This is a genomic window from Pseudomonas sp. V98_8 (assembly GCF_029967975.1).
GTDB classification, from domain to species: domain Bacteria; phylum Pseudomonadota; class Gammaproteobacteria; order Pseudomonadales; family Pseudomonadaceae; genus Aquipseudomonas; species Aquipseudomonas umsongensis.
Window position 1 is genome coordinate 137,600 of record NZ_JASCAE010000005.1, and the last position, 22,141, is coordinate 159,740.

The following is a 22,141-nucleotide window of genomic DNA, read 5'->3' on the forward strand; positions in this document are numbered from 1 at the left end:
CCTAGTGAGTCGGCCCGAGGAAGGCCAGCCATCGGCGTTCGGCGAGGCGGAACAGGCCGACCAGCGCAAAGGTGACGGTCAGGTAGATCAGCGCGGCGATCCCAAACGACTGGAAGGTCAGGAAGGTCGCCGAGTTGGCGTCCCGAGCGACTTTCAGGATGTCCGGGATAGTCGCAGTGAACGCCACGGTGGTCGAATGCAGCATCAGGATCACTTCGTTGCTGTAGTACGGCAGCGAGCGACGCAGGGCCGAAGGCATGATCACGTAGGCATACAGCTTCCAGCCTGTCAGGCCGTAGGCCTTGGCGGCTTCGACTTCACCGTGGGCCATGCTGCGGATCGCCCCGGCGAAGATCTCCGTGGTGTAGGCGCAGGTGTTCAGGGCGAACGCCAGGATGGTGCAGTTCATCGCATCGCGAAAGAAGCTGTCGAGCAAGGGTTGCGCGCGCACGGCGGCCAGGCTGTAGATCCCGGTGTAGCAGATCAGCAGCTGGATATACAAAGGTGTGCCGCGAAACAGGTAGGTGTAGAACTGCACCGGCCAGCGAATGTAGAAGTGCGGTGAAACCCGGGCGATCGACAGCGGAATCGAGACGATGAAGCCGATGAATATCGATGCACTGAGCAACCACAGGGTCATGGCCAGGCCGGTGATGTTCTGACCGTCGGTGTAGAGGAAGGCTTTCCAGTATTCCTGCAGGAGTTCGATCATCGCACGGCCTCCCGGGTACCCGCGGCATAGCGGCGTTCGAGCCAGCGCAGAATGACGTTGGAGGCGCTGGTGATCGCCAGGTAGATCAGGGCGGCGAGCACCAGGAAGTAGAACAGCTGATAGCTGCTTTTACCCGCATCCTGGGCCGCCTTGACCAGGTCGGCGAGGCCGATGATCGACACCAGTGCAGTGGCCTTGAGCATGACCATCCAGTTGTTGCCGATACCCGGCAGGGCATAGCGCATCATTTGCGGAAACACCACGATACGAAACCGCTGGCCACGCTTGAGTCCGTAGGCCGTGGCCGCTTCGACCTGCCCGCGAGGCACGGCGAGGATCGCGCCGCGGAAGGTTTCGGTGAAGTAGGCGCCGTAGATGAAACCCAGGGTCAGTACCCCGGCGCTGAACGGGTTGATCTCGATGTATTCCCATTCCATGTAATCGGTGAGCGACGTCAGCCAGGTTTGCAGGCTGTAGAAGATCAGCAGCATCAGCACCAGGTCTGGCACCCCGCGAATCAGCGTGGTGTAGCACTGTGCAAGCAGGCGTAGCAGTTTGATTTTCGACAGCTTGGCACTGGCGCCGAGTAGACCGAGCAATACGGCCACCAGCAGCGACATCGCCGATAACTTGATGGTCATCCAGGTACCTTCCATCAGCAGCGGGCCAAAGCCCTTGAGGCTGAAGGCGGAGAGCCCCAGAGTGTTTAAGAGGTTTTCGAACATAAATCAGCAACCTGATCGGATGAAAAAAGCGCCCATCGCGAGATGGGCGCCGGGCATTACTTGCCGCTGTACAGGTTCAGATCGCCGAAGTGTTTCTTTTGAATAGTGGCGTAGGTGCCATCATCGTGTAACGCTTTGATACCTTTATCCAAAAGTGCTTTCAGCTCGGTGTTACCTTTCTTAATGCCGATTGCTGTCTTGGCGGGCAGCAGTTCGCTGTCGACCGGCTTGCTGATTTCGTAATCGGCACCATTTGGCGACTTCAGGAAGCCCAGTTCGGCTTGCAGCATGTCCTGGATCCCGGCGTCGAGACGACCGGAAGTCAGGTCGGAATACACCTGGTCCTGGTTCTGATAGGCCTGGGTTTTAACGCCTGCCTTGTCCAGGACGGCTTTCGCGTAGGCTTCCTGGATGGTGCCTTGCTCGTAGCCTACGGTCTTGCCTTTCAGCGATGCGACGTCGGCCGTCACGCCAGAACCTTTCTTGGACACGTAGGCGGTTGGGCCGGAGAACAGTTCGCTGGAGAAGTCGATGACTTTTTCGCGGGCCGGGGTGACGGTCATCGAAGAGATCACGCCGTCGAATTTATTGGCCTTGAGGCCTGGAATCATGCCGTCGAAGTCGCTTTCGACCCATTTGCACTTGACCTTCAGCTCAGCGCAGATCGCGTTCCCCAGATCGATGTCGAAGCCTACCAGGTTGCCGTCGGCCGCTTTCGACTCGAAAGGCGCGTAGGAAGGGTCAACACCAAAACGCAATTCCTTGTATTCCTTTGCCAGCGCGGAACCGGCTGCCACGCACAACGCCAGTGCAGAAAGGGTCAGCAATGCTTTTTTCATTATTCAATCCCTAAGAACCAATATGAGCGCTTGTGGCGCAGAATTATTGTTACTGGTAAGCGTAAGCCCTAATGAAAGTAGCAATTTCCGAACCAGAGTGCCGAACAAGCGTTTAAAAGGTGTTCGGGAAATTGCAGGAGGGGATTAGTGCACGAAAATGGGCGTCGTGAAAAGCCTGCACTTTTCTGAAGCGAGGCCTCACCACGGGACCGCCTTAAATTCCACGTAGCGGGTTAACCAAGTAAGTCCTGCAACGTTCCCAGATGATCAGCCTCTTCGACCGATTTGTCCTGGCGCCAGCGCAGCATCCGCGGAAACCGCACCGCAATCCCGCTTTTGTGGCGTTTGGACAAGGCGATGCCCTCGAAACCCAGTTCAAACACCAGGCTCGGCTTGACGCTGATCACCGGGCCGAACTTTTCTACCGTGGTTTTGCGCACGATGTTGTCGACCTGGCGCATTTGTTCATCGGTCAACCCTGAATAGGCCTTGGCAAACGGCACCAGCGCGCGCTCGCTGGCGTCGGGTGGCGCGTCCCAGACGGCGAACGTGTAATCGCTGTAGAGACTGGCGCGGCGGCCATGGCCGCGCTGCGCATAAATCAGCACCGCGTCGACACTGAACGGGTCGACTTTCCATTTCCACCAGACCCCCATGTCCTTGGTGCGACCGACGCCGTAGAGCGCGTCCCGAGCCTTGAGCATCATGCCTTCGACCCCGAGCCGGCGCGATGCTTCCCGCTGGCGGGCGAGGTCGAACCAGTCTTCGCCGGTCAACAAGGGCGAAGCGAGCAGCAGAGGATTGTTTGCTTGGGTGATCAGCTCCTCCAATTGACTGCGCCGCCGGTTCTGCGGCTGATTGCGCCAGTCCTCGCCTTGCCATTCCAGCAAGTCGTACGCGAGGATGACCACCGGCACCTCATTGAGAATCTTGCGGGTGAGGTTTTTCCGGCCGATCCGCTGCTGCAACAGGGCGAAAGGTTGTACGGCAGGGGAATCCGTGGGCGGATCGAAGGCATCTTCGGTCCCCGTGTGAGCGGCTTTCCAGGCGACGATCTCGCCGTCGATCACGGTGCCGTCGGGCAAGCAGTGGATCAGACTGTCAAATTCAGGAAAGCGATCGGTGACCAATTCTTCACCGCGCGACCAGATCCACAGGCGTCCTTCGCGTTTGACAATCTGGGCGCGGATGCCATCCCACTTCCATTCGACCTGCCACTGGCTGGCGGCACCGAGCAGCGCTTCGAATTGTTCGACCGGTTGTGCCAGGGCGTGGGCGAGGAAAAACGGATACGGTTGGCCGCCGCGTTGCGCATGTTCGTCGGGAGATTGCGCGGCGATCAACTTCAGGTAGCTGGCGGCCGTGGGGCGGTTGGACAAGTCGGTGTAGCCGACCATTCGCTGGGCCACGCGCTTGCTGTCCAGGCCAGTCATGGAGGCCAGGGCTCGGGTCACCAGCAACTTCGAGACACCCACGCGAAAACTGCCGGTGATCAACTTGATGCACAACATAAGGCTGGGGCGGTCCAGTTGTGACCAGAGAGCGGGCAGGCGTTCGGCGAGCACCTGCGGGGATTCGCCACGCAATGGCAGCAGTTTTTCTTCGATCCACACCGCCAAGCCGTCGCTGGAGCGATAAGGCGATTCGGGCAACACCAGGGAAATCGTTTCCGCCAGGTCGCCCACCGCCTGGTAGCTTTCTTCGAACAGCCATGCCGAAAGCCCGGAATACGCGACTGCCAATTCCCGCAGGACGCGCACCGGCACCAATTGCCTGGGGCGTCCTCCGGACAGAAAGTACACCGCCCACGCGGCATCTTCCGGGGCGGCCTGAGCAAAATAATCTTGCATGGCCGCCAGCTTGGCGTTGCTCGATGTCGTGGCGTCGAGTTCGGCGTACAGCTGGGCGAAATCCTTCATGGCAGCGCCTCGATGCTCTCGGCTTCGGCGCTCGATGCCTCCTCATCGTCACCGTACTCGGTGCGAAAGCCCTGGGCATCGAGGCCTTGTTCACGCAGGTGGCGCACCAATACCGCGACGGAGCCGTGCGTGACCATTACCCGCTCAGCGCCAGTCTGTTCGATTGCCCAGAGCAAACCCGGCCAGTCTGCGTGATCGGACAATACGAAACCGCGATCCACCCCGCGTCGCCGACGCGTTCCGCGCAAGCGCATCCAGCCGCTGGCGAAACCGTCGCTGTAGTCGCCGAAACGACGCATCCAGGTGCTGCCACCGGCCGAAGGCGGAGCGATGACCAGCGCTTTGCGCAGAATCGGATCGCTCTTTTGGAAGTCGCCCGCGTAGAGCGTTGGCGGCAGGTCTATGCCGGCCTCGCGATAGACACGGTTCAGCGGCTCCACCGCGCCATGCGTCAGGATCGGCCCGAGGCTGGCATCGATGCCATGGAGAATGCGCTGGGCCTTGCCGAAGGAATAACAGAACAGCACGCTGGCTTTGTCTTGCTCGGCATTGGCCTGCCACCACTGATTGATCTCGGCAAAGACCTGCGCCTGGGGCTGCCAGCGATAGATCGGCAGGCCGAAGGTCGACTCGGTGATGAAGGTGTGACAGCGCACCGGTTCGAACGGCGCGCAGGTGCCGTCGGGTTCGATCTTGTAGTCACCTGACGCCACCCAGACCTGCCCGCCATATTCCAGGCGCACCTGGGCCGACCCGAGTACGTGGCCGGCGGGGTGGAAACTCAGGGTGACGCCGTGATGCAGCAACCGCTCGCCATACGCCAGGGTTTGCAGGTCGATGTCCTGGCCCAGTCGCGCCCGCAGTATCCCTTCACCAGGTGCTGCCGCCAGATAATGCTGGTTGCCGGTGCGGGCGTGGTCGCCATGGGCGTGGGTGATGACCGAACGCTCGACCGGCCGCCACGGATCGATGTAGAAATCGCCTGGAGGACAGTACAAGCCTTCGGGGCGCGCGATGACAAGGTCCACGTTGTTATCCAGGTGGAGGGGCTTGTTAGCTAGGAGGCTGGCGCGGGCGAAGAAGTTCTATCGGGAATTCCCGGGTAAACAACCTACCCCCTGTAGGAGCTGCCGCAGGCTGCGATCTTTTGACCTTGTTTTTTCAAAGATCAAGATCAAAAGATCGCAGCCTGCGGCAGCTCCTACAGGGAATGTGGTTATTTTCCAGGTGTCAGGGTCAGGCGCTTGGTTCCATACACCCGGTCAAAATTCTCCGGATGCATCGGCAAGCTTTGGTACTGCCCCTTCAGCGATGGCTCGATACCGTTGAGGTAGTTCGGGCTGGCCGGGTTGCCGGACTGGCCGGTGGCGATCTGGCCCATCAGTGGTTCGGGCTGGCCGAAGTCGACGATAAGGCGCATGGCCGGCACCCGTGTGGTGTTGAAGTCTTGGCCCACGGCATAGGCGGCCGTGTTGAGGGTGGTGTGGTCGCCGCCGGCTGGCTGCGGACCTCGCACGGTCTGGCCGCTGGCGTTCTTCCACTCATAGCGGTGAAGTTTGCCCCACTGCCAGGCTTTATGATCGCCACCCAACTGACTGTCGCCAGCGGTGATCGCCGCCGCCAGGCTGCGGGCGAGGATCGCCGGTTTGTCTTCTTTCTGCGCAGTGTGCACATCATCCCAGAATGGGCTGTCTTCGCGCCCCAGCAAGTGATCGGCCTGCGCCGCGTAAGACAAGCTGCCATTGGCGATGAAGGCTTGCCACGCCGGGCTGCCTTGTGGCCCCAATTCATCGAGGAAAATCTGCCGGGTGCTTTCCTGCAGGAACAACTGGTAGATCGCCGCATCGGCGGAGGTCGGGCTGAGTTTGCCGTCAAATGCCATCAAGCGGGTCAGGGCCTCGCGTGCCTTGCCGCGATCCGCCATGGGCAAGGCCTCGATGGCCTGCTTGAGCGGCAGTGACATCCCCGGTGCTTCGAACATTTTCTTCAGTTTGGCGGCGAAGGTGGTGGTCTGGTCGTACTGCATGGCGATCAGGCTACGGGTGTCGTGCTTGCCCGCGCCGGCCAGTTCGGCCAGGCGCTCGCCACGTTCCGGTGCCGACCAGGAGTTGGATAGCTGCATGCCATAGCCATGGGGGATGACCCGCTGGTTGGCGGTGCCGAGCCAGCCTTGGGCCGGGTCCTGATCGTAGGGGTGCAGCATCGGGTCGGCGTAACCGTCCCAATCGTAACGTCCCTCCCAACCAGGCGAGGGCAACAGGCCTTCGCCTTCGCGGCGGTTTGGATAGCGGCCGGTGACTTGCCAGCCAATGTGGCTGGCATCGGCAAACACCAGGTTCAAGGCAATGGCGCGAATCTCGCGGCTGGCGTCCGAGGCTTTCTCGACATTCTGCGCCCGGGACAGGTCAAAGAAGGCGTCCAGGCTCTTGTCGTCGGTAAAGTTCGGCGTTTGCAAGGCCAGGCCGAACCCGCTGCCCTGCGCCAGGCCCTGGGCACTGTTGAGCAGGGGGCCGTGGCGGGTTTCGAATATCGCTTCGCGAATCGGCCGCTGGCCTTTGACGAAGTAGGTTTCGTTGCGCACGATCGCCGACTGCCACTTGCCAGCGGTTTCGTAGGACAGCCCATTACCCTGGCGTTTGATTTTTTCCAGGAACAGGTCCTGGTTGTCGCCCATGACGCTGGTCATGCTCCAGGCGACTTTGCCATTGAAGCCTCCCAGGATCATCGGCAACCCGGCGAGGGTCACACCGGAAGCCTGGTACTTCGATGTGCGGATCTGCACGTAGCTAAACAGTGCCGGTACCCCCACCGGCCCGTGGCTGTCGCTGGCCAGCAGGCTTTTACCGCTGCGGCTGCGCTGCGGCGCAATGGCCCAGTTGTTCGATGAGGTGGCGCCCAGCAGATTAAGCTCGGACAACTGGCCGGTGGCCTTGCTGATCTCGGCCAGCCCCGGTACTTGCCCGCTGAGCTTGATGCCTTGCAGTTTTTCACTTTCGGCCAGTGGCAGTTTTTCATCCGGGGCCGAAGGGGTCAGCCACGGCAATTTGTCGGTGTTGAGGCTCTGGGCCAGCACCAGCGAGGCAATTTCCTCGGGCAGGTTGGCTGACTGACTGAAGTTCAGCAGGCAGAAAATCAGTGCCGAGTCTTCCGGCTTCCAGTACTCAGGCTTGTACCCGGTGGCAGCGAGGTCGGCAGGCAGCTTGTCGCGGTAGCGGAACAGATAGGCGTTGACCCCGCGGGCATAGACTTCGAAGAAGCGCTTGAGTCGCGGTGAGGAGGCCTTGTACAACTCGCCAGCGCTTTTCTTCAGGTTGACCGCGCGCATATAGCGGTCGGCGTCCAACAGGTCCGCTCCCTGCATCTCGGCCAATCGACCCTGGGCGAGCAAGCGCAGGGTGACCATCTGGGTGATGCGGTCACTGGCGTGGACATAGCCGAGGGAGAACAGTGCGTCGTGGAAGGTGCTGCTTTCGATCAACGGCATGCCCATGGCATTGCGCCGAACCGAAACGTTCTGCGCCAGGCCTTTGAGCGGCTGTACGCCGGAGATGGGCGGGAGGGTGTCCTGGGCATTGAAGCTCTGACAACCGGTCAGGCTCAAGACACCCGTCACTGCTGCGGCAACGCCGAACCGGGGTAGAAAATGTGAAAGGGCTGGCGAGGCCATGGCAAAGCTCCTGCGGGGGGTAAAGGCGGCGGCGCGCAATAAAGGCGCTACGTTAGTGAGCAGGAGGGGGCCGCGCAAGCGGGATGCGGGGTTATTTCAACAATCGGCCCGATGGTGCCATCGGTCGAGCCAGTTATTTCTGACAGTAGCCAATCCATTGTGCTGACGCGACGCTTGTTTTGCGCTCGCGCTGAAGGGGTTCAGCGTGCCTGGCGACGCAGGCCAGTCAGATCGCACCTGTGATTAAGGTTACGTGTGCCCCCCCGGAGGCGCGCTGAACCGATTTTGTCCTCGATGCTGGCCGACTAGTGGCCTTGCAAGCCGAAGACCGATGTCTATGCTGACGCTAACTAGCCATGCCGACCGTTATCGTCGGCATTGGATCATCGAGCCAAGCTGCCAGAGTGCGCAATTCAAGGCACCGACACACTTGCAGGAAGTTGTCTGGAAATGGAGTTCGCTTATGAGCACGTTAGGGCTGGCCCGACGCCGGGCTATCAAGAGATGGATGTCTTGATGGGAGTGTTGCGATAAGGACTTCCTCCGATCGAACATCACCTATCACCTGTTCATTCCTCCTTTTTGGAGGGATGCGTGTACCTGTTCTATTGAACGTAGTGGTGGATTTGAAAGACCAGCAACTTTCATAAACGCGTATAGGTGGTACGACCATGTTTAACCTGCATCACAAGGCTGACCTGCTGGAAATCGAACGTTTCAGCTGCGCGCTGACTGAGGCCAACGCCAAGCTGGCTGCCGTCAGCCGGTCGATGGCGATGATTGAATTCAGTCCCGATGGCACGGTCCTCGATGCCAACGAGAATTTTTGCAAGGTCATGGGTTACAGCGCCGACGAAGTACGCGGCAAACATCACCGGATATTCTGTGAAGAGGCGTTTTACCGCAGTGAGGAGTACGCCAGGTTGTGGCGAGACCTGGCGCGGGGCGAACCGATCAGCGGAACCTTTCTGCGCTTGGACAAAAGCGGCAAGGAGATCTGGCTCGAAGCCAGCTACATGCCGGTGCTGGGGCCGGACCGGCAGGTACGCAGCGTGATCAAGGTGGCCACCGACATTTCTGCCCGGGTCATCAAGGAACACGAAAACGAAAGCCGGCTCGCCGCGATTGGTCGCTCCATGGCGGTGATCGAATTCACCCCCGAAGGCCGAGTGATCAGCGCAAACGAAAACTTCCTGAAAACCACCCAGTACTCGCTCCATGAAATCGTCGGTCAGCATCACAGCATGTTCTGTCATCGTGCCGAAGCGGAATCCCAGGGCTACAGGAATTTCTGGGCCTCGCTGAACCGAGGCGAATATCACTCGCATCGTTTCGAGCGCAAGAACAAGCAGGGCCAGACGATATACCTGGAAGCTTCCTATAATCCGTTATTCGACGCCAAGGGCCGCCTTTACAAAGTGGTCAAGTTCGCCAGCGACATCACCCAACAAATGACGACCCTGCAAACCGCCGCGGATTCGGCTCACAGTACCTCGGTGCAAAACGACGCCTGCGCGCGCAAGGGCTCCGAGGTGGTGCAGCAAACGGTGCAGATCATCCAGGATATCTCCAGGGACTTGAACCAGGCGGCGCTGAGCATCGATGCGGTGAACCAACAGTCCGACATCATCGGCACCATCGTCCAGACCATCCGCGGGATTGCCGATCAGACCAACTTGCTGGCGCTCAACGCCGCCATCGAAGCGGCCCGTGCCGGCGAGCACGGGCGAGGGTTTGCCGTGGTGGCCGATGAAGTGCGCAGCCTTGCCGCACGCACCAGCCAGGCCACCCTGGAAATTGTCGATGTGGTGCGCAAGAACCACGACCTGTCATTGAGTGCGGTATCGAGCATGCAGTCGAGCCTGAGTCGAACCGGGCTGGGCGTGGAGCTGGCGAACGAGGCGGGGGAAGTGATCCTGGAAATCCAGCAGGGATCGCGCCATGTGGTGGACGCGATCAGTCAGTTCAACTCGACTTTGCAGTTGAACTGATCACCCCCTTGATTTCCCTGTAGGAGCGAGCTCTGCTCGCGATGGTCGTCAACGATGACGCTGGGATCCTGGCGCCCCGCGTCATTCTCGGGTTCATCGCGAGCATGCTCGCTCCTACAACAACCATCACAGCGAGGCGATGAGCTTGTCCACACCCTCGATACTGGTGTGTTCACCCTTGCGCTGGTCTTTCTCGGCTGCAGCCATCTGCGCCTTCTCCCGCACGCGCTGGGCTATTTCTTCGCCGATGGCTTGTTGTTTCTCCGGTGGCATCTGATCGATCTCCTCCTGGCTCAATCCCATCTCTTGCAGGATCGCATCGCGCATGCGCTGTTCCGGGGTCTTGCTCATGTAGTCTTTGAAGTCGGCTGTCGCCGAAGCATCGCCGATCCTGTCTTTTACGTCCTCAGGCAGCGGCGCGGAGGTTGCCTGTAGGCCAACGCGGGTCTTGGCGAACGCTTCGTCGACGTTATCGCTGATGCGAGTGGCTTCATTCACCTGTTGCGTGGCCAGATGCGTGGCGGATTCCTCGACCTGGGTGCTGGTTTGCGTGGTTTGCGCCTGCAGGTTGTTCTGCAAGGCCTGCGTCATGACGCTTTGCAGGCCGGCGGCGGCTTCCGCGGTCGGATCCTCACCGGGGCGTTTGGGAAGGGGGGTTACCAGGTTTAATTTTGCACTGACCAACATGATAAGCGGACCTTGTAGGTATTGGCGGTGCAGTGCTTCAGCAAACAGTATGCCCGTAGATAAAATATCAATTAAATCAAATTGTTAGAATGAATTAACCCCGATAGGCAAGGTGGGTTTGCGGTCAGGCCTTGCCGCCGGGCGGCAGCGGTCGACCGCTATCGGAAGTGGCTCAAGGCAAGCCGTTACAGCAGTGTTTGAGAAACCCCGGGTGTTGCGCCAGGCGTTTGAAATACTCGTCGACGGCCGAATAGTCGGGACGCTCCATGGGCGTCATCAGCCAACGGTTGACCGAGAGTCCGATGACAATGTCGGCCACGGTGAATTTTGCCCCGGCGACATACGCCTTGGTGGTTGCGAGCTGATGTTCGAGGATGGCCATTTTCTGGTTCCAACCGCGCACGCTGATGTCAATGCGATGCGTATCCTGGTATTCCGGATCCTTGCGCACCAGCGCCATGAACGCATAACTCCAGGATGAATTGAGATCGGTGGCTTGCCAATCCATCCACTGTTCCACCCGCGCACGGGCGGCCGGTTCGCTGGGTAGCAGCTCCGTGTGGTGATGCTGGTGCCTGGCGCAGAGGTAGCGGCATATGGTGTTGGATTCCCACAGTACACCGGCCTCATCGATGATCACCGGCACCTGCGCGTTGGGGTTGTACCGGAGAAACTCAGGGCTGTGGGTCGAGGCAAAACCGCTGCCCCAATCCTCGCGTTCGTAGGAAAGGCCCAACTCCTCACAGGTCCACAGGACCTTTCTGACGTTGATCGACGAGGCTTTTCCCAGAATCTTCAGTGTGTGTTCCATTGTGCTACTCCGTTAGCGTATGTGCGCTTCAGGAAATTAACAGTTTTTCAGCCACAGAGAGCACTCAGCGGGATGAGAAACACATTCAAGACTAGTTGAAATCCCAAGGCGTGGGCGTCGCACCGCTTGACGGTACGGCGTGTCGGATCTGCGACCAGGCAGATCGAACACGGTCTTGGGCCGACTAACCAAGCCTGTGTCCTTGCTGGCGTAGCATTCATTTCTGCGTGAAGCGCAGGACGAAATGTGTTTCGAAATACAGCTGCGGGCCCGGATTGCCTCGTAGGCCTGGTCGCCATGAGGCATCCGGTTTCGCGGCGCTATCGTTTCATAGCGGGGGGAAGTACCGGACTCAAGTACTCTCGCGTACCTTCAGCTCAAACCCCATGTCCTGCACAGGTTTTGCCACTGTGTTGCCAGCCATCAGCGTCAGCATCTGCTCCGCCGCACGACGGCCGATGGCTTCGCGCGGCGTGTTGATGCTGCTCAGGCGCGGGACCATGTGCTCCGACATCGGCAAATCGTTGAAGCCAAGAATCGCCACCTGTTCGGGAATCTTGATCCCGCAGCGCATGGCCTCAAGCAAGGCGCCCTGAGCCAGGTCGTCGTTGCCGAAGAAAATCGCATCGACATCGGGGTGACTGGCCAGCAGTTGCAGAAACAGCTCGCCGCCCAAGCCGACGGACGAGGCGCGCGGGGTCAGCACTTCCAGGTCGGGGTCATACAGGCCGGCCTTTTTCAGGGCTTTGCGAAAACCTTCACCGCGCAACAGAGTGCGTTGGTCCAATTGCGCACCGATGTAGGCCAGGCGCTTGCGCCCACGCGAGAGTAAATGCTCGGCCGCCGTTTCGCCGGCAGCCAATTGCGAGAAGCCGACGCAATTGAGCCCGGCAGCACTGTCGAGCTCCATCATGTACACGCACGGGATGTTGCTGGCCTCGATCATCCGTCGCGAACTTTCGGTGCGGTCGAAACCGGTCAGCAGCAGGCCACGGGGCTGATAGGCCATGTAGTTGCGCAGCAGGTTTTCTTCTTCGTCGCGCGAGTAATGGAAGTTGCCGATCAGCACCTCGAAGCCCTTGGGGCGCAACACCTGATGAATGGCTTCCAGGGTGTCGATGAACAGCAGGTTGGACAAGGACGGCACCAACACCACCACCGAATGGCTCTGCGCCGAAGCCAAGGCACGGGCCGCGGGGTTGACCACGTAGTTGAGTTCCAGCGCGGCTTTCTGGACTTTTTCCACCAGTTCGGTGGCCACCGTGCTGACCCCGCGCAAGGCGCGCGAAGCGGTAATCGGACTGACGCCGGCCAGGCGTGCCACTTCGTTCAGGGTTGGGCGGCCAGTGGTGCGGGTATTTTTATCGTTTTTAGTTGAAGTCATCGACGGCTTGCCAAACAAAATTCAAGGCACTAAGGTAGCGCTGTCTCGATGCAGCTGCAAATGCGTAAGTGGGGGTTCGCCTGATCCTCGCTTTTTGGCGTTGGGACAAACATGCTGCAACCCACAAAAATGACAAGAAGGCGTCGGCAACTTCTACTTTTGATCGAGTGTCATAGCTTGCAAAGGTAGCGCTGTCTGCGCGCTGAGGTGTTACATGAATCATCCCATCACCGCCCTGGTCATCATGGGCGTTGCCGGTTGCGGCAAGACGTGCGTCAGCGAAGCCCTGTGCCAACTGAGCGGCGCCACTGCCATTGAAGGCGACTCTTTCCATCCTGCCGCCAATATCGAAAAGATGAGCGCGGGAATTCCCCTGAACGATGAAGACCGTGCCGGCTGGCTCGACAGCCTGTGCGATGAGTTGCGCCGCATCGATGCCCTGGGCCAGCGCCCGGTGCTGACCTGCTCGGCGCTCAAGCACATCTATCGCGAACAACTGCGCAGTGCCTTGCCAGGCCTGGGTTTTGTGTTCCTGGAGCTGACCCCGGAAGTCGCCGCCGAACGCGTCTCCCATCGGCCGGGCCATTTCATGCCGGCAACCTTGATCGAAAGTCAGTTCGCCACCCTCGAGTCTCCCAAGGGCGAGCCACTGACACTGGCGCTCAATGCCTCGATCCACAGCGTTGACGAACTGGCTGTCCAGGCACACCTCTGGTGGCTCGAGCATGGCTTGAAGCGCGCCAGTTAATTTTTTGCTTGTAGAGATAGCGCTGTCCTTATGGCTTTCGAATTACCCGCTTTAATAACAACAACAACCAGGAGACACCCCTAATGTTTGGCATGTCCCACGAGACGTTTCTGCTGCTTGACGCAGTGGTCACGGTGATCGGACTTATCGTCCTGATCACCAAGTTCAAGCTCCACCCTTTCATTGCCCTGATCATCGCCGCCGCTTTCCTCGGGCTGACCTCAGGCATGCCGATCGGCACCATCATCAAGGCGTTCCAGGACGGCTTTGGTGGCGTGCTCGGTTTCGTCGGGATCATCCTGGCGCTGGGGACCATGCTCGGAAAAATGATGGCCGAGTCGGGCGGGGCGGACCAGATCGCCCAGACCCTGATCCGCGCCTTCGGCAAGGACAAGGTGCAGTGGGCAATGATGTTCGCTGCCTTCCTGGTGGGCATCCCGCTGTTCTTCGAAATCGGCTTCGTACTGTTGATTCCGCTGGTGTTCATCGTTGCCCGCCGCACTGGCGTGTCGATCATCAAGATCGGTATCCCGCTGCTGGCCGGTCTGTCCGCGGTGCATGGCCTGGTGCCGCCGCACCCGGGTCCGTTGCTGGCCATCGGCGTGTTCGGTGCCGACATCGGTAAAACCATTCTGTACGGCCTGATCGTTGCGCTGCCGACAGCGATCATTGCCGGCCCGATCTTCGGTACGTTCATCGCCAAGCACATTCCCGGTCATCCGAATCAGGAACTGGTGGACCAACTGGCGCGTGAATCGGATGCTGGCGATCTGCCGAGCTTCGGCATCACCCTGGTCACCGTGTTGTCGCCAGTGTTCCTGATGCTGCTGAAAACCTTTGCCGATGTGGTGCTGCCGGACGGCAACTTCTTCCGCACTTTCATGGACCTGATCGGTCACCCGATCTCGGCGCTGCTGCTGGCGTTGCTGCTGTCGCTGTACACCTTCGGCTACAAGCAGGGCATCGGTTCGCAACAGATGCTCAAATGGCTGGACGCGAGCCTCGCACCGACTGCCGCGATCATCCTGATCATCGGTGCCGGTGGTGGCTTCAAGCAGATGCTGGTGACCAGCGGCGTGGGTGACGTGATCGGCCACATGGCGGTGGCCGCGCAGATTTCGCCGATCCTGCTGGCGTGGCTGGTGGCGGCGGTGATTCGTATTGCCACCGGTTCGGCGACCGTTGCAACCATTACTGGCGCGGGCATCGTGGTGCCGGTGGTGGGGATGATTCCGGGTGTGAACCGTGAGCTGCTGGTGCTGGCCACCGGTGCCGGTTCCTTGATCCTGTCTCACGTGAACGACGCCGGTTTTTGGCTGGTGAAGCAGTACTTCAACATGACCGTGGCCGAAACCTTCAAGACCTGGACGGCGATGGAAACCATCCTGTCGGTGGTGGGGTTGGGCTTTATCCTGTTGTTGTCGTTGTTCGTATAAGCAATACCGCACGGATTTTGTAGGAGCCGGCTTGCTGGCGATGCAGGCGACTTGGTTGAACGTCATAACCGAGTCGGCGATCGTCAGCAAGCTGAAGTGGTCCTAAAGGTTCGGTGTCGGACGTTTTATAATCTGACTAGCCTACCCTCCTTAAGCATTTCGCAATTCCCGCGCTTTACCTGATGGTTTGGTTTGTTGAGGGGGAGGGGCGTCACCTCTCTTCAGGGCCTCAAGTCGACTCTCATAATCGGAAGTCCAACTGTAGCCAGAGCTGAAGCTGGAAACCGACGTGTTGCGAGACACAGTCGGATTCTGTGCGCCAGTTACTTCATTTGCTTGTCTTGTTTCAGGCGTATTGCTTATGCCATGGGAATACGAGGGAGGATAATGCCTCTCGGCATTGGGTCTGCGCGACTTCCCTAATGGGACCTTACGACTGGGCGTATGGAAAGGCGCTTGGCTGTTTTTCATTGCATCCTCCATTGCACCCAAAAACCATCCCTTTTTTTCAGCCGGTTTGACTAGGGTGGCGGATCGGCTCGTACTTGCGCCAGTTGGACCGACACCAGAAAAAAGCTCATTGAAGAACGCAAATGCTTTAAAAACCCAACCCTCTCCTGTCGGATCCGTTCGCATCACCGGCTCGCACCCACAGTACGCATAGGCATTTAATCCACCCTTCCCGAATGGACTGAATTTGTCCGGGCTATGAAAATGCATCAATCGCGGATTGTAGACGCGGTAACCATTCCCCAAAAAATACCAGTCAGTCCTCGCCTCGCGCAGTTCGCCGTTAAAACCCACGTGCGTCATGACCTTCTGCTGGGCAGACTGCTGACCATAGGGGAAATACGCCATGTGATTGATACAACCAGCCACTTCGGCGAGTACAGAGCTTTTGCTGTCGCTCGCTAACAGCACGGTGTGTTGCCGAAGACGAGGTCTGTGATTGGACGGATTGGATGGGGACATGAAGAACCTCTTCGTATGACTACAAGTCAATAAAGGTCTCCAGCATTTCACGTTGTCCCTGAGCCGGGAACTGACAGAACTACCAGGTAGCGAGAGTGCAATACAAAGCCAAATGTGAGAGCGGGCTTGCTCGCCAAAGCGTTGTGTCAAACACATCCATGGTGACTGATGCACCGCATTCGCGAGCAAGCCCGCTCCCACTGTTTTTTGTGTCAGGCGTTGGTTTTGGTGCCTAGACCATCCGCCCGGAACATTGTGCGAATCCCGCGTACGGCCTGACGAATCCGGTCCTGGTTTTCGATCAGCGCAAAGCGCACGTGATCATCCCCATACTCACCAAAACCAACACCCGGCGAGACGCAGACCTTGGCCTCGGCCAGCAGTTTCTTGGCGAACTCCAGCGAGCCCAGGTGCGCATAGGCCTCGGGAATCTTGGCCCAGACGTACATCGACGCTTTCGGGTTTTCCACCATCCAGCCCAATTCATGCAAGCCTTTGACCAGCACGTTACGGCGCTGCCGATACTGTTCGGCGATATCGCGCACACATTGCTGATCGCCTTCAAGTGCCGCAATGGCCGCCACTTGCAGCGGGGTGAAAGTGCCATAGTCGTGGTAGCTCTTGATCCGCGCCAGGGCGTTGACCAGTTCCGGATTGCCGACCATGAAACCGATACGCCAGCCCGCCATGTTGTAGCTCTTGGACAGGGTGAAGAATTCGACGGCGATGTCCTTTGCGCCGGGTACCTGCATGATCGACGGGGCTTTCCAGCCGTCGTAGACGATGTCGGCGTAGGCCAGGTCATGCACCACCAGCACGTCGTACTGCTTGGCGAGGGCGATCACCCGTTCGAAGAAATCCAGCTCCACGCATTGGGCGGTGGGGTTGGACGGGAAACCAAGGATCATCATCTTCGGTTTCGGGATCGAACCGCGAATGGCTCGTTCCAGTTCAGCGAAGAAATCCACGCCCGGCACCAGCGGCACCGAACGCACCTGGGCGCCGGCAATTACGGCACCGTAGATGTGGATCGGGTAGCTCGGGTTGGGTACCAGCACGGTGTCGCCCTGGTCGAGGGTGGCCAACATCAAGTGTGCCAGGCCTTCCTTGGAACCGATGGTGACAATGGCCTCGCTTTCCGGGTCGATGTCGACCTCGTAGCGCTCCTTGTACCAATTGGAAATGGCTCGGCGCAGGCGCGGAATACCCTTGGACGTGGAGTAGCCATGGGTGTCTGCGCGCTGGGCGACAGTGACCAGTTTTTCGACGATGTGTGGCGGGGTGGCGCCGTCGGGGTTGCCCATGCTCAAGTCGATGATGTCTTCGCCACGACGACGGGCGGCCATCTTCAGCTCGGCAGTGATGTTGAAAACGTAGGGGGGGAGTCGATCGATGCGCGCAAAGCGGCGCGGCGAACCTTGTTCGGCCATTGTTGCCTCGGATAACGTAAGCGCCCGGAACCGTCCGAGCGACGCTGGCCACTGCGGTGGCCTGTGGCGGAATGTACGATCAGCTATGGCAGACTGTCCAGCCTCAACGTAAACAAATTTTTCCAAAGGAAAGGGTTTGATGGAATTTACCAGTGGCTTCTTGTTGAGCCTTTCGCTGTGCCTGGACATCGGCGTCGCCAATATCGCGATGATCACGTTGGCGATGCAGCGCGGCTATTTTCAAGGCTTCGCCCTGGGCTTGGGCACCTGCGTCGGTGACCTGATCTACGCCGTGCTGGCGCTGGCCGGCATGACGGTTTTGCTGCAATACGAAACCGTGCGCTGGGTGCTGTGGATCGGCGGTTCGGCGCTATTGGTCTATTTCGCGGCGAAGATGATTTACTCGGCTATCCACCATGAGGCGCTGTTGGCCGAAACCGCCGAGGTGGGACATAACTCCCATCGCAAAGAGTTTTTCCGTGGGATTTTTCTCGCCATGTCGTCGCCGAGCGCGATTCTCTGGTTCGCCGCAGTGGGTGGCACGTTGATCGCCCGTTCCGGTGGCTGCGGTCCGCTCAGCTCCGCGCTGTTTCTTGGCGGGTTTCTCTGCGCTGGCTTGCTGTGGTCCGCCGGACTATGTTTCGCAGCGAGCCACGGCGGCAAGTTGCTCGGCGACAAGCTGCTGCGTTACTCCTACCTGGCATCGGCGGCGATCTTCTGCTATTTCGCGGTGTACGTGATTCTATCGGGTTACAACGAGTTTGTCGGCGCAGGTGCCGTCGAGCCCTTGCACGCGCTGTAGCTGGGCGAATCGGGTTTGGCTTCTATACTCCCAGCCGAACCCACTTTTACCTTCCAGGAGTCGAGTCATGGATGAACAAACAAGCGTCGAAGTGACGGAACCCCGCTTCGAACATGGACACTTCCTGCTGATCGCAGGGCTTGGCGGACACTTCACCCAGCAAACCGTAAAAGACATTCCCGAACTCTGGGAAAAATTCATTCCTCATATTGGCAATGTTCCAGGGCAAAAGGGCGAAGTGACCTACGGCGTCTGCTGCAATTTCGATGACAAGGGCGGCTTTGATTACATCGCGGGTGTCGAGATCAGCAAGCTCGATGATTTGCCGGACACCTACCGCTGGGTCGAGATCCAGCCTCAGCAGTATGTGGTGTTCGAACACAAGGGGCCGCTGGAGTCTTTGCCGCAGACCTTCCAGTACATCCATGGCACGTGGCTTCCGCAGTCCGGGCGCGAGCTGCTGAACGCCCCGGAATTCGAGCGCTACAGCGAAGACTTCAACCCCAGGCTCAAGACCGGCAAGCTGGAACTCTGGTTGCCGATCAAGGCATGACCCCTGTGTCGGGAGGCGGATCAAAAACGATTCGTCTCTCGATGTCCTATCGACGCTGCTTTATGATCCTCGTCCTTTCCAACTGATTTGCGACTCGCCATGAACACCGTCATCCGCCACGTCACGCCCGCTGATCTGGACCGCTGCTACGCCATCGAAACCCTGGCTTATGAAGGCGACGAAGCCGCCACCCGCGAAAAAATAGCCACCCGCATCGCCACCTGGCCTGAGGGCTTCATCGTCGCTGAAGTGGATGGAGTGGTCGCCGGATTCATCAATTCCGGAGCGGCGTTCCAGGTGGAAATGTCCGACGAAGCGTTCAAGGAACTGATTGGCCACGATCCGGCAGGCCCGCACGTGGTGATCATGTCGGTGGTCGTGCACCCGGACTATCAGGGGCAGGGCCTGGCGAAGCGCTTGATGGGCGAGTTCATCGAACGTATGCGTGCGATGGGCAAGGTCAGCATCAACCTGATGTGCAAGGAACGACATATTCCTTTGTATGCGGGCTTTGGTTTTGCCTACATCAAGCCGTCGGCGTCCGACCATGGCGGCATGGCTTGGCATGAGATGGTGCTGAACCTCTAAACCCGACGCAGAATCGTTGTAGGAGCGAGCCTGCTCGCGAAAAACCAGAGGGCACCGCGGGGCGTCAGGTTTCCCGCGTCATCGTTGACCTCCATCGCGAGCGTGCTCGCTCCTACAGGGGGGCGTGTGTGCCGGTCAGAACAGCAGCCCCATCCGCCGCTCATAGCCGATCCGGCCCTTGTACGCCTCGCCGCTGTCGACGAAACCATACTTGGCATACAACGCAATGGCGGCGTTGTTGTCGGCATCCACCGACAATTCCAATCCCCTGATTTCCGGCCACGCCAGGCGCGCCACCTCTGGCAGCGCTTGCAGGCAAGCCTTGCCATAACCTTTGCCCTGAACGCGTTGATCCACTTGCAAAGCGTGCAGTGTAGCGCTGTGTTCGTTGGCCCAGGCGGGCAATACCGGTGGGCGTTTGAGCAGCAGGAAGGCCACGGGCACCGCATCAGCCAGCAGGGCAAATCCCTTGACGCCGGGGCCGGGCCTGGACAACAGGGTGTGTAACGCACCGTGAATGTCGCCTGAAAACCTGGTTTGTTCCGGATGCACTTCGATCGCCTCGACCTGCTGGCGCTGCAGCGCGTTCAGGCTTTCGTAAGGTACGAGTCGGGCTGTCACTGGAGTGTCCTTTTTCCAACAGAAATGAGTCTTGGATTCTAGCGAGTTTGCGTTCATGGATTATTTTTATTTCGACTGTCGATCTGGCGGATCGCCAGTCGACTAAGGGTGTCTTCACTCTAAAAACCACGGAGAACCACCATGAGCGATACCCACGAAATCCAGACCCTGATCGCCACCTACCGTGAAGCGGTCATCTCGAAGGACGTCGAGAAAATCATGGCCCTGTACGCCGACGACATCGTCTCCTACGACGCGGTCAAGGCCCTGCAATTTCGCGGCAAGGCCGCCTACCGCGCGCATTGGCTGGAGTGCATGGAAATGTGCCAGGGCCAGCATACATTCGACTTCGACCACATGAACATCGTGGCCGATGAGCACATCGCCTTCGCCCATTGGCTGGCCCATTGCGGCGGCACTAACGAGCAGGGCGAAACCCAGGCCTGCTGGATGCGCGTGACCGCCTGCTATCGGCGCGAAGCCGGGCAATGGCGCATCGTCCACGAACACTGGTCGGCCCCGTTCGACATGACGAGCGGCACGACCTTGTTCAACCTGCAACCCTGATCGTCGGTTCGCGACACAAGACCACCCAACTGCAGCCATAGTTATCCGTCCAATCAGGAGAGTGCGATGAAGTATTTATGCCTGGTCTACAGCGATGAGCACTTGCTGCATTCGCTGCCCGAGAGCCCCAAGGACGAGGAGTGCCTGGCCTATGCCGAGGCTGTCCAGGGCAGCGGCCGGATGGTCGCCGCCGAGGCCCTGGAGTCGGTGCAGACCGCCACCACGGTGCGCATGCGCAACGGCAAGATGTCGATCACCGACGGCCCGTTCGCCGAAACCAAGGAGCAGTTGGCCGGCTTTTACCTGATCGATGCCAAGGACCTCAACGAAGCCCTCCAGATTGCCGGGAACATCCCGGCGGCGCGGGTCGGCAGTGTCGAAGTGCGCCCCGTCCGACAGTTGAATCCTTAAGATGCCGGGGCTGTCGGTACAGGCCAGGGTCGAGCAGGTTTATCGCCAGGAGTCGCGACGCATTCTTGCGACCCTGATTCGCCTGCTCGGCGATTTCGATCTGGCCGAAGAGGCATTGCATGAGGCGTTTTTCGTAGCGGTCGAACGCTGGCAGCAGGACGGTGTGCCGGATAATCCGCGCGCCTGGCTGGTCTCCACCGGGCGCTTCAAGGCCATCGATGTGCTGCGCCGGCGCGCACGTTTTGCCGCGTCCCGACCGCTGCTGGTCGCGCAGCTGGAGGCGCTGGAGCAGGCCGACTGGAGTGACGAAGACGTGGAAGACGATCGCCTGCGCCTGATCTTCACCTGTTGCCACCCGGCATTGGCGCCTGACGCGCAGGTGCCGTTGACCCTGCGCGAAGTCTGCGACCTGACCACGGAAGAAATCGCCCGGGCTTTTCTATCGGCACCGGCCACCATCGCCCAGCGCATCGTGCGCGCCAAGGCGAAAATCCGTGATGCGAAAATCCCTTATCAGGTGCCATCCCTTGCGGAACTGCCCGAGCGCCTCGACAGCGTGCTGCGGGTGATTTACCTGGTGTTCAACGAAGGCTATTCGGCGTCCGTCGGTGCGCAAGTGACCCGCGAAGACTTGACCCGTGAAGCGATCCGCCTGGGGCGTTTGTTGATGGAGTTGCTGCCGGAGCCGGAGGTCGTGGGCTTGCTGGCCCTGATGTTGTTACACGAGTCTCGGCGCCTGGCCAGGACCTGCGCGGACGGCGACCTGATTTTGCTGGACGACCAGGACCGCACGCTGTGGGACGCGCAAATGATTGCCGAAGGCTGTGCGCTGGTGGAGCGGGCATTGGGCTCCCGACTATTTGGTCCGTATTGCCTGCAAGCGGCGATTGCGGCGGTGCACGCCGAAGCGCCGTCGATCGAGGAAACCGACTGGGCGCAGATCGTCGGGCTGTATGAGGTGTTGCTGCGGGCGTGGCCGTCTCCGGTGATCGAATTGAATCGGGCGGCGGCGATCTCCAGGCGCGATGGACCGATGGCAGGGCTGACGCTGGTCGAGGGGATTCTGGCGCGTGGTGAGCTGCTCGAGTACCACTTGGCGCATTCGGCGCGGGCGGAGTTCTGTCGACAGTTGGGCAGGGTGGAGCAGGCGCGGGCGGCCTATGAGCGGGCGCTGGAGTTGACGCAGCAAGCACCGGAGCGGCGGTTTATTGAGGCTCGGTTGCGGTCGTTGGAGTGATGTGATTTTTGCTGTCCTCTTCGCGAGCAGGCTCGCTCCCA

The 22,141-nt window shown here is 59.5% G+C and carries 21 protein-coding genes; 9 read left to right on the forward strand and 12 right to left on the reverse strand.

All coding sequences use genetic code 11. The annotated features are described in order from the left end of the window. Window position 1: 1 nt before the first annotated feature. The 6 genes from QLG10_RS05400 to QLG10_RS05425 all read right to left on the reverse strand — a co-directional run bounded on the left by QLG10_RS05400 (window position 2) and on the right by QLG10_RS05425 (window position 7,862). Window positions 2-712, reverse strand: a complete 711-nt coding sequence (locus QLG10_RS05400; RefSeq protein ID WP_020797087.1) for an ABC transporter permease — start codon at window positions 710-712, stop codon at window positions 2-4. Then, window positions 709-1,437: an ABC transporter permease gene (locus tag QLG10_RS05405; RefSeq protein WP_110748769.1), complete on the reverse strand. Its 729-nt coding sequence runs from the start codon at window positions 1,435-1,437 to the stop codon at window positions 709-711. The genes QLG10_RS05400 and QLG10_RS05405 overlap by 4 nt, the downstream gene beginning before the upstream one ends. A gap of 56 nt (window positions 1,438-1,493) precedes the next feature. Further along, window positions 1,494-2,276, reverse strand: a complete 783-nt coding sequence (locus tag QLG10_RS05410) for a transporter substrate-binding domain-containing protein (RefSeq protein ID WP_008060714.1) — start codon at window positions 2,274-2,276, stop codon at window positions 1,494-1,496. Between the two features lie 233 nt (window positions 2,277-2,509). Further along, the gene (locus QLG10_RS05415) at window positions 2,510-4,195 is read right to left on the reverse strand and encodes an ATP-dependent DNA ligase (RefSeq protein ID WP_282485967.1); all 1,686 of its coding nucleotides are present in this window, start codon (window positions 4,193-4,195) and stop codon (window positions 2,510-2,512) included. After that, window positions 4,192-5,223 (reverse strand): ligase-associated DNA damage response exonuclease, encoded by a 1,032-nt coding sequence (locus tag QLG10_RS05420; protein ID WP_282485969.1) that lies wholly within the window; start codon window positions 5,221-5,223, stop codon window positions 4,192-4,194. Before QLG10_RS05420 ends, QLG10_RS05415 begins: the two co-directional genes overlap by 4 nt. A 188-nt stretch (window positions 5,224-5,411) precedes the next feature. After that, window positions 5,412-7,862: a penicillin acylase family protein gene (locus QLG10_RS05425; protein WP_282485971.1), complete on the reverse strand. Its 2,451-nt coding sequence runs from the start codon at window positions 7,860-7,862 to the stop codon at window positions 5,412-5,414. 671 nt (window positions 7,863-8,533) lie between these two features. Here QLG10_RS05425 and QLG10_RS05430 point away from each other — a divergent pair. After that, window positions 8,534-9,853 carry a PAS domain-containing methyl-accepting chemotaxis protein gene (locus QLG10_RS05430; RefSeq protein WP_110748777.1) on the forward strand — a complete coding sequence of 440 codons (1,320 nt, stop codon included), beginning with the start codon at window positions 8,534-8,536 and terminating at the stop codon, window positions 9,851-9,853. Window positions 9,854-9,979: 126 nt separating this feature from the next. On the opposite strand, the gene QLG10_RS05435 is transcribed toward QLG10_RS05430, so the two are convergent. The 3 genes from QLG10_RS05435 to QLG10_RS05445 form a co-directional block, all read right to left on the reverse strand. After that, window positions 9,980-10,540, reverse strand: a complete 561-nt coding sequence (locus tag QLG10_RS05435; protein ID WP_110748779.1) for a hypothetical protein — start codon at window positions 10,538-10,540, stop codon at window positions 9,980-9,982. A gap of 172 nt (window positions 10,541-10,712) precedes the next feature. Then, on the reverse strand, window positions 10,713-11,351 hold the full coding sequence (locus QLG10_RS05440; protein ID WP_110748780.1) for a glutathione S-transferase: 639 nt from the start codon (window positions 11,349-11,351) through the stop codon (window positions 10,713-10,715). Window positions 11,352-11,703: 352 nt separating this feature from the next. After that, the gene (locus tag QLG10_RS05445; protein WP_020797076.1) at window positions 11,704-12,735 is read right to left on the reverse strand and encodes a LacI family DNA-binding transcriptional regulator; all 1,032 of its coding nucleotides are present in this window, start codon (window positions 12,733-12,735) and stop codon (window positions 11,704-11,706) included. Window positions 12,736-12,949: 214 nt separating this feature from the next. Between QLG10_RS05445 and QLG10_RS05450 the strand changes: the two genes are divergently transcribed. Both QLG10_RS05450 and QLG10_RS05455 read left to right on the forward strand, forming a co-directional pair. After that, window positions 12,950-13,483, forward strand: a complete 534-nt coding sequence (locus QLG10_RS05450; RefSeq protein ID WP_110748784.1) for a gluconokinase — start codon at window positions 12,950-12,952, stop codon at window positions 13,481-13,483. 83 nt (window positions 13,484-13,566) lie between these two features. After that, window positions 13,567-14,919 (forward strand): GntP family permease, encoded by a 1,353-nt coding sequence (locus QLG10_RS05455; protein ID WP_110748786.1) that lies wholly within the window; start codon window positions 13,567-13,569, stop codon window positions 14,917-14,919. Between the two features lie 150 nt (window positions 14,920-15,069). Here the strand turns inward: QLG10_RS05455 and QLG10_RS05460 are convergent, their stop codons facing one another. Then, window positions 15,070-15,891 carry an RHS repeat-associated core domain-containing protein gene (locus tag QLG10_RS05460; protein WP_158539236.1) on the reverse strand — a complete coding sequence of 274 codons (822 nt, stop codon included), beginning with the start codon at window positions 15,889-15,891 and terminating at the stop codon, window positions 15,070-15,072. Between the two features lie 212 nt (window positions 15,892-16,103). Then, entirely contained in the window at window positions 16,104-17,321 is a 1,218-nt protein-coding gene (alaC, locus tag QLG10_RS05465; RefSeq protein ID WP_110748790.1) for an alanine transaminase, read from the reverse strand. A 139-nt stretch (window positions 17,322-17,460) separates the two neighbouring features. Between alaC and QLG10_RS05470 the strand changes: the two genes are divergently transcribed. The 3 genes from QLG10_RS05470 (at window position 17,461) to QLG10_RS05480 (ending at window position 19,264) form a co-directional block, all read left to right on the forward strand. Next, on the forward strand, window positions 17,461-18,123 hold the full coding sequence (locus QLG10_RS05470) for a LysE family translocator (RefSeq protein ID WP_282485985.1): 663 nt from the start codon (window positions 17,461-17,463) through the stop codon (window positions 18,121-18,123). A 67-nt stretch (window positions 18,124-18,190) separates the two neighbouring features. Continuing rightward, the gene (locus QLG10_RS05475) at window positions 18,191-18,676 is read left to right on the forward strand and encodes a GyrI-like domain-containing protein (RefSeq protein WP_110748794.1); all 486 of its coding nucleotides are present in this window, start codon (window positions 18,191-18,193) and stop codon (window positions 18,674-18,676) included. Between the two features lie 99 nt (window positions 18,677-18,775). Beyond that, window positions 18,776-19,264: an N-acetyltransferase gene (locus tag QLG10_RS05480; protein WP_110748796.1), complete on the forward strand. Its 489-nt coding sequence runs from the start codon at window positions 18,776-18,778 to the stop codon at window positions 19,262-19,264. Between the two features lie 135 nt (window positions 19,265-19,399). Here the strand turns inward: QLG10_RS05480 and QLG10_RS05485 are convergent, their stop codons facing one another. After that, a complete protein-coding gene (locus QLG10_RS05485; RefSeq protein WP_110748798.1) occupies window positions 19,400-19,885 on the reverse strand; it encodes a GNAT family N-acetyltransferase in 486 nt (161 codons plus the stop codon). Between the two features lie 141 nt (window positions 19,886-20,026). On the opposite strand from QLG10_RS05485, the gene QLG10_RS05490 reads away from it, so the two are divergent. From QLG10_RS05490 to QLG10_RS05500, 3 genes are all read left to right on the forward strand, one after another. After that, window positions 20,027-20,452 carry a nuclear transport factor 2 family protein gene (locus QLG10_RS05490; protein ID WP_110748800.1) on the forward strand — a complete coding sequence of 142 codons (426 nt, stop codon included), beginning with the start codon at window positions 20,027-20,029 and terminating at the stop codon, window positions 20,450-20,452. 66 nt (window positions 20,453-20,518) lie between these two features. Then, on the forward strand, window positions 20,519-20,863 hold the full coding sequence (locus QLG10_RS05495; RefSeq protein ID WP_188264677.1) for a YciI family protein: 345 nt from the start codon (window positions 20,519-20,521) through the stop codon (window positions 20,861-20,863). A 1-nt stretch (window position 20,864) separates the two neighbouring features. After that, on the forward strand, window positions 20,865-22,100 hold the full coding sequence (locus tag QLG10_RS05500) for an RNA polymerase sigma factor (RefSeq protein WP_282485989.1): 1,236 nt from the start codon (window positions 20,865-20,867) through the stop codon (window positions 22,098-22,100). Window positions 22,101-22,141 lie beyond the last annotated feature (41 nt).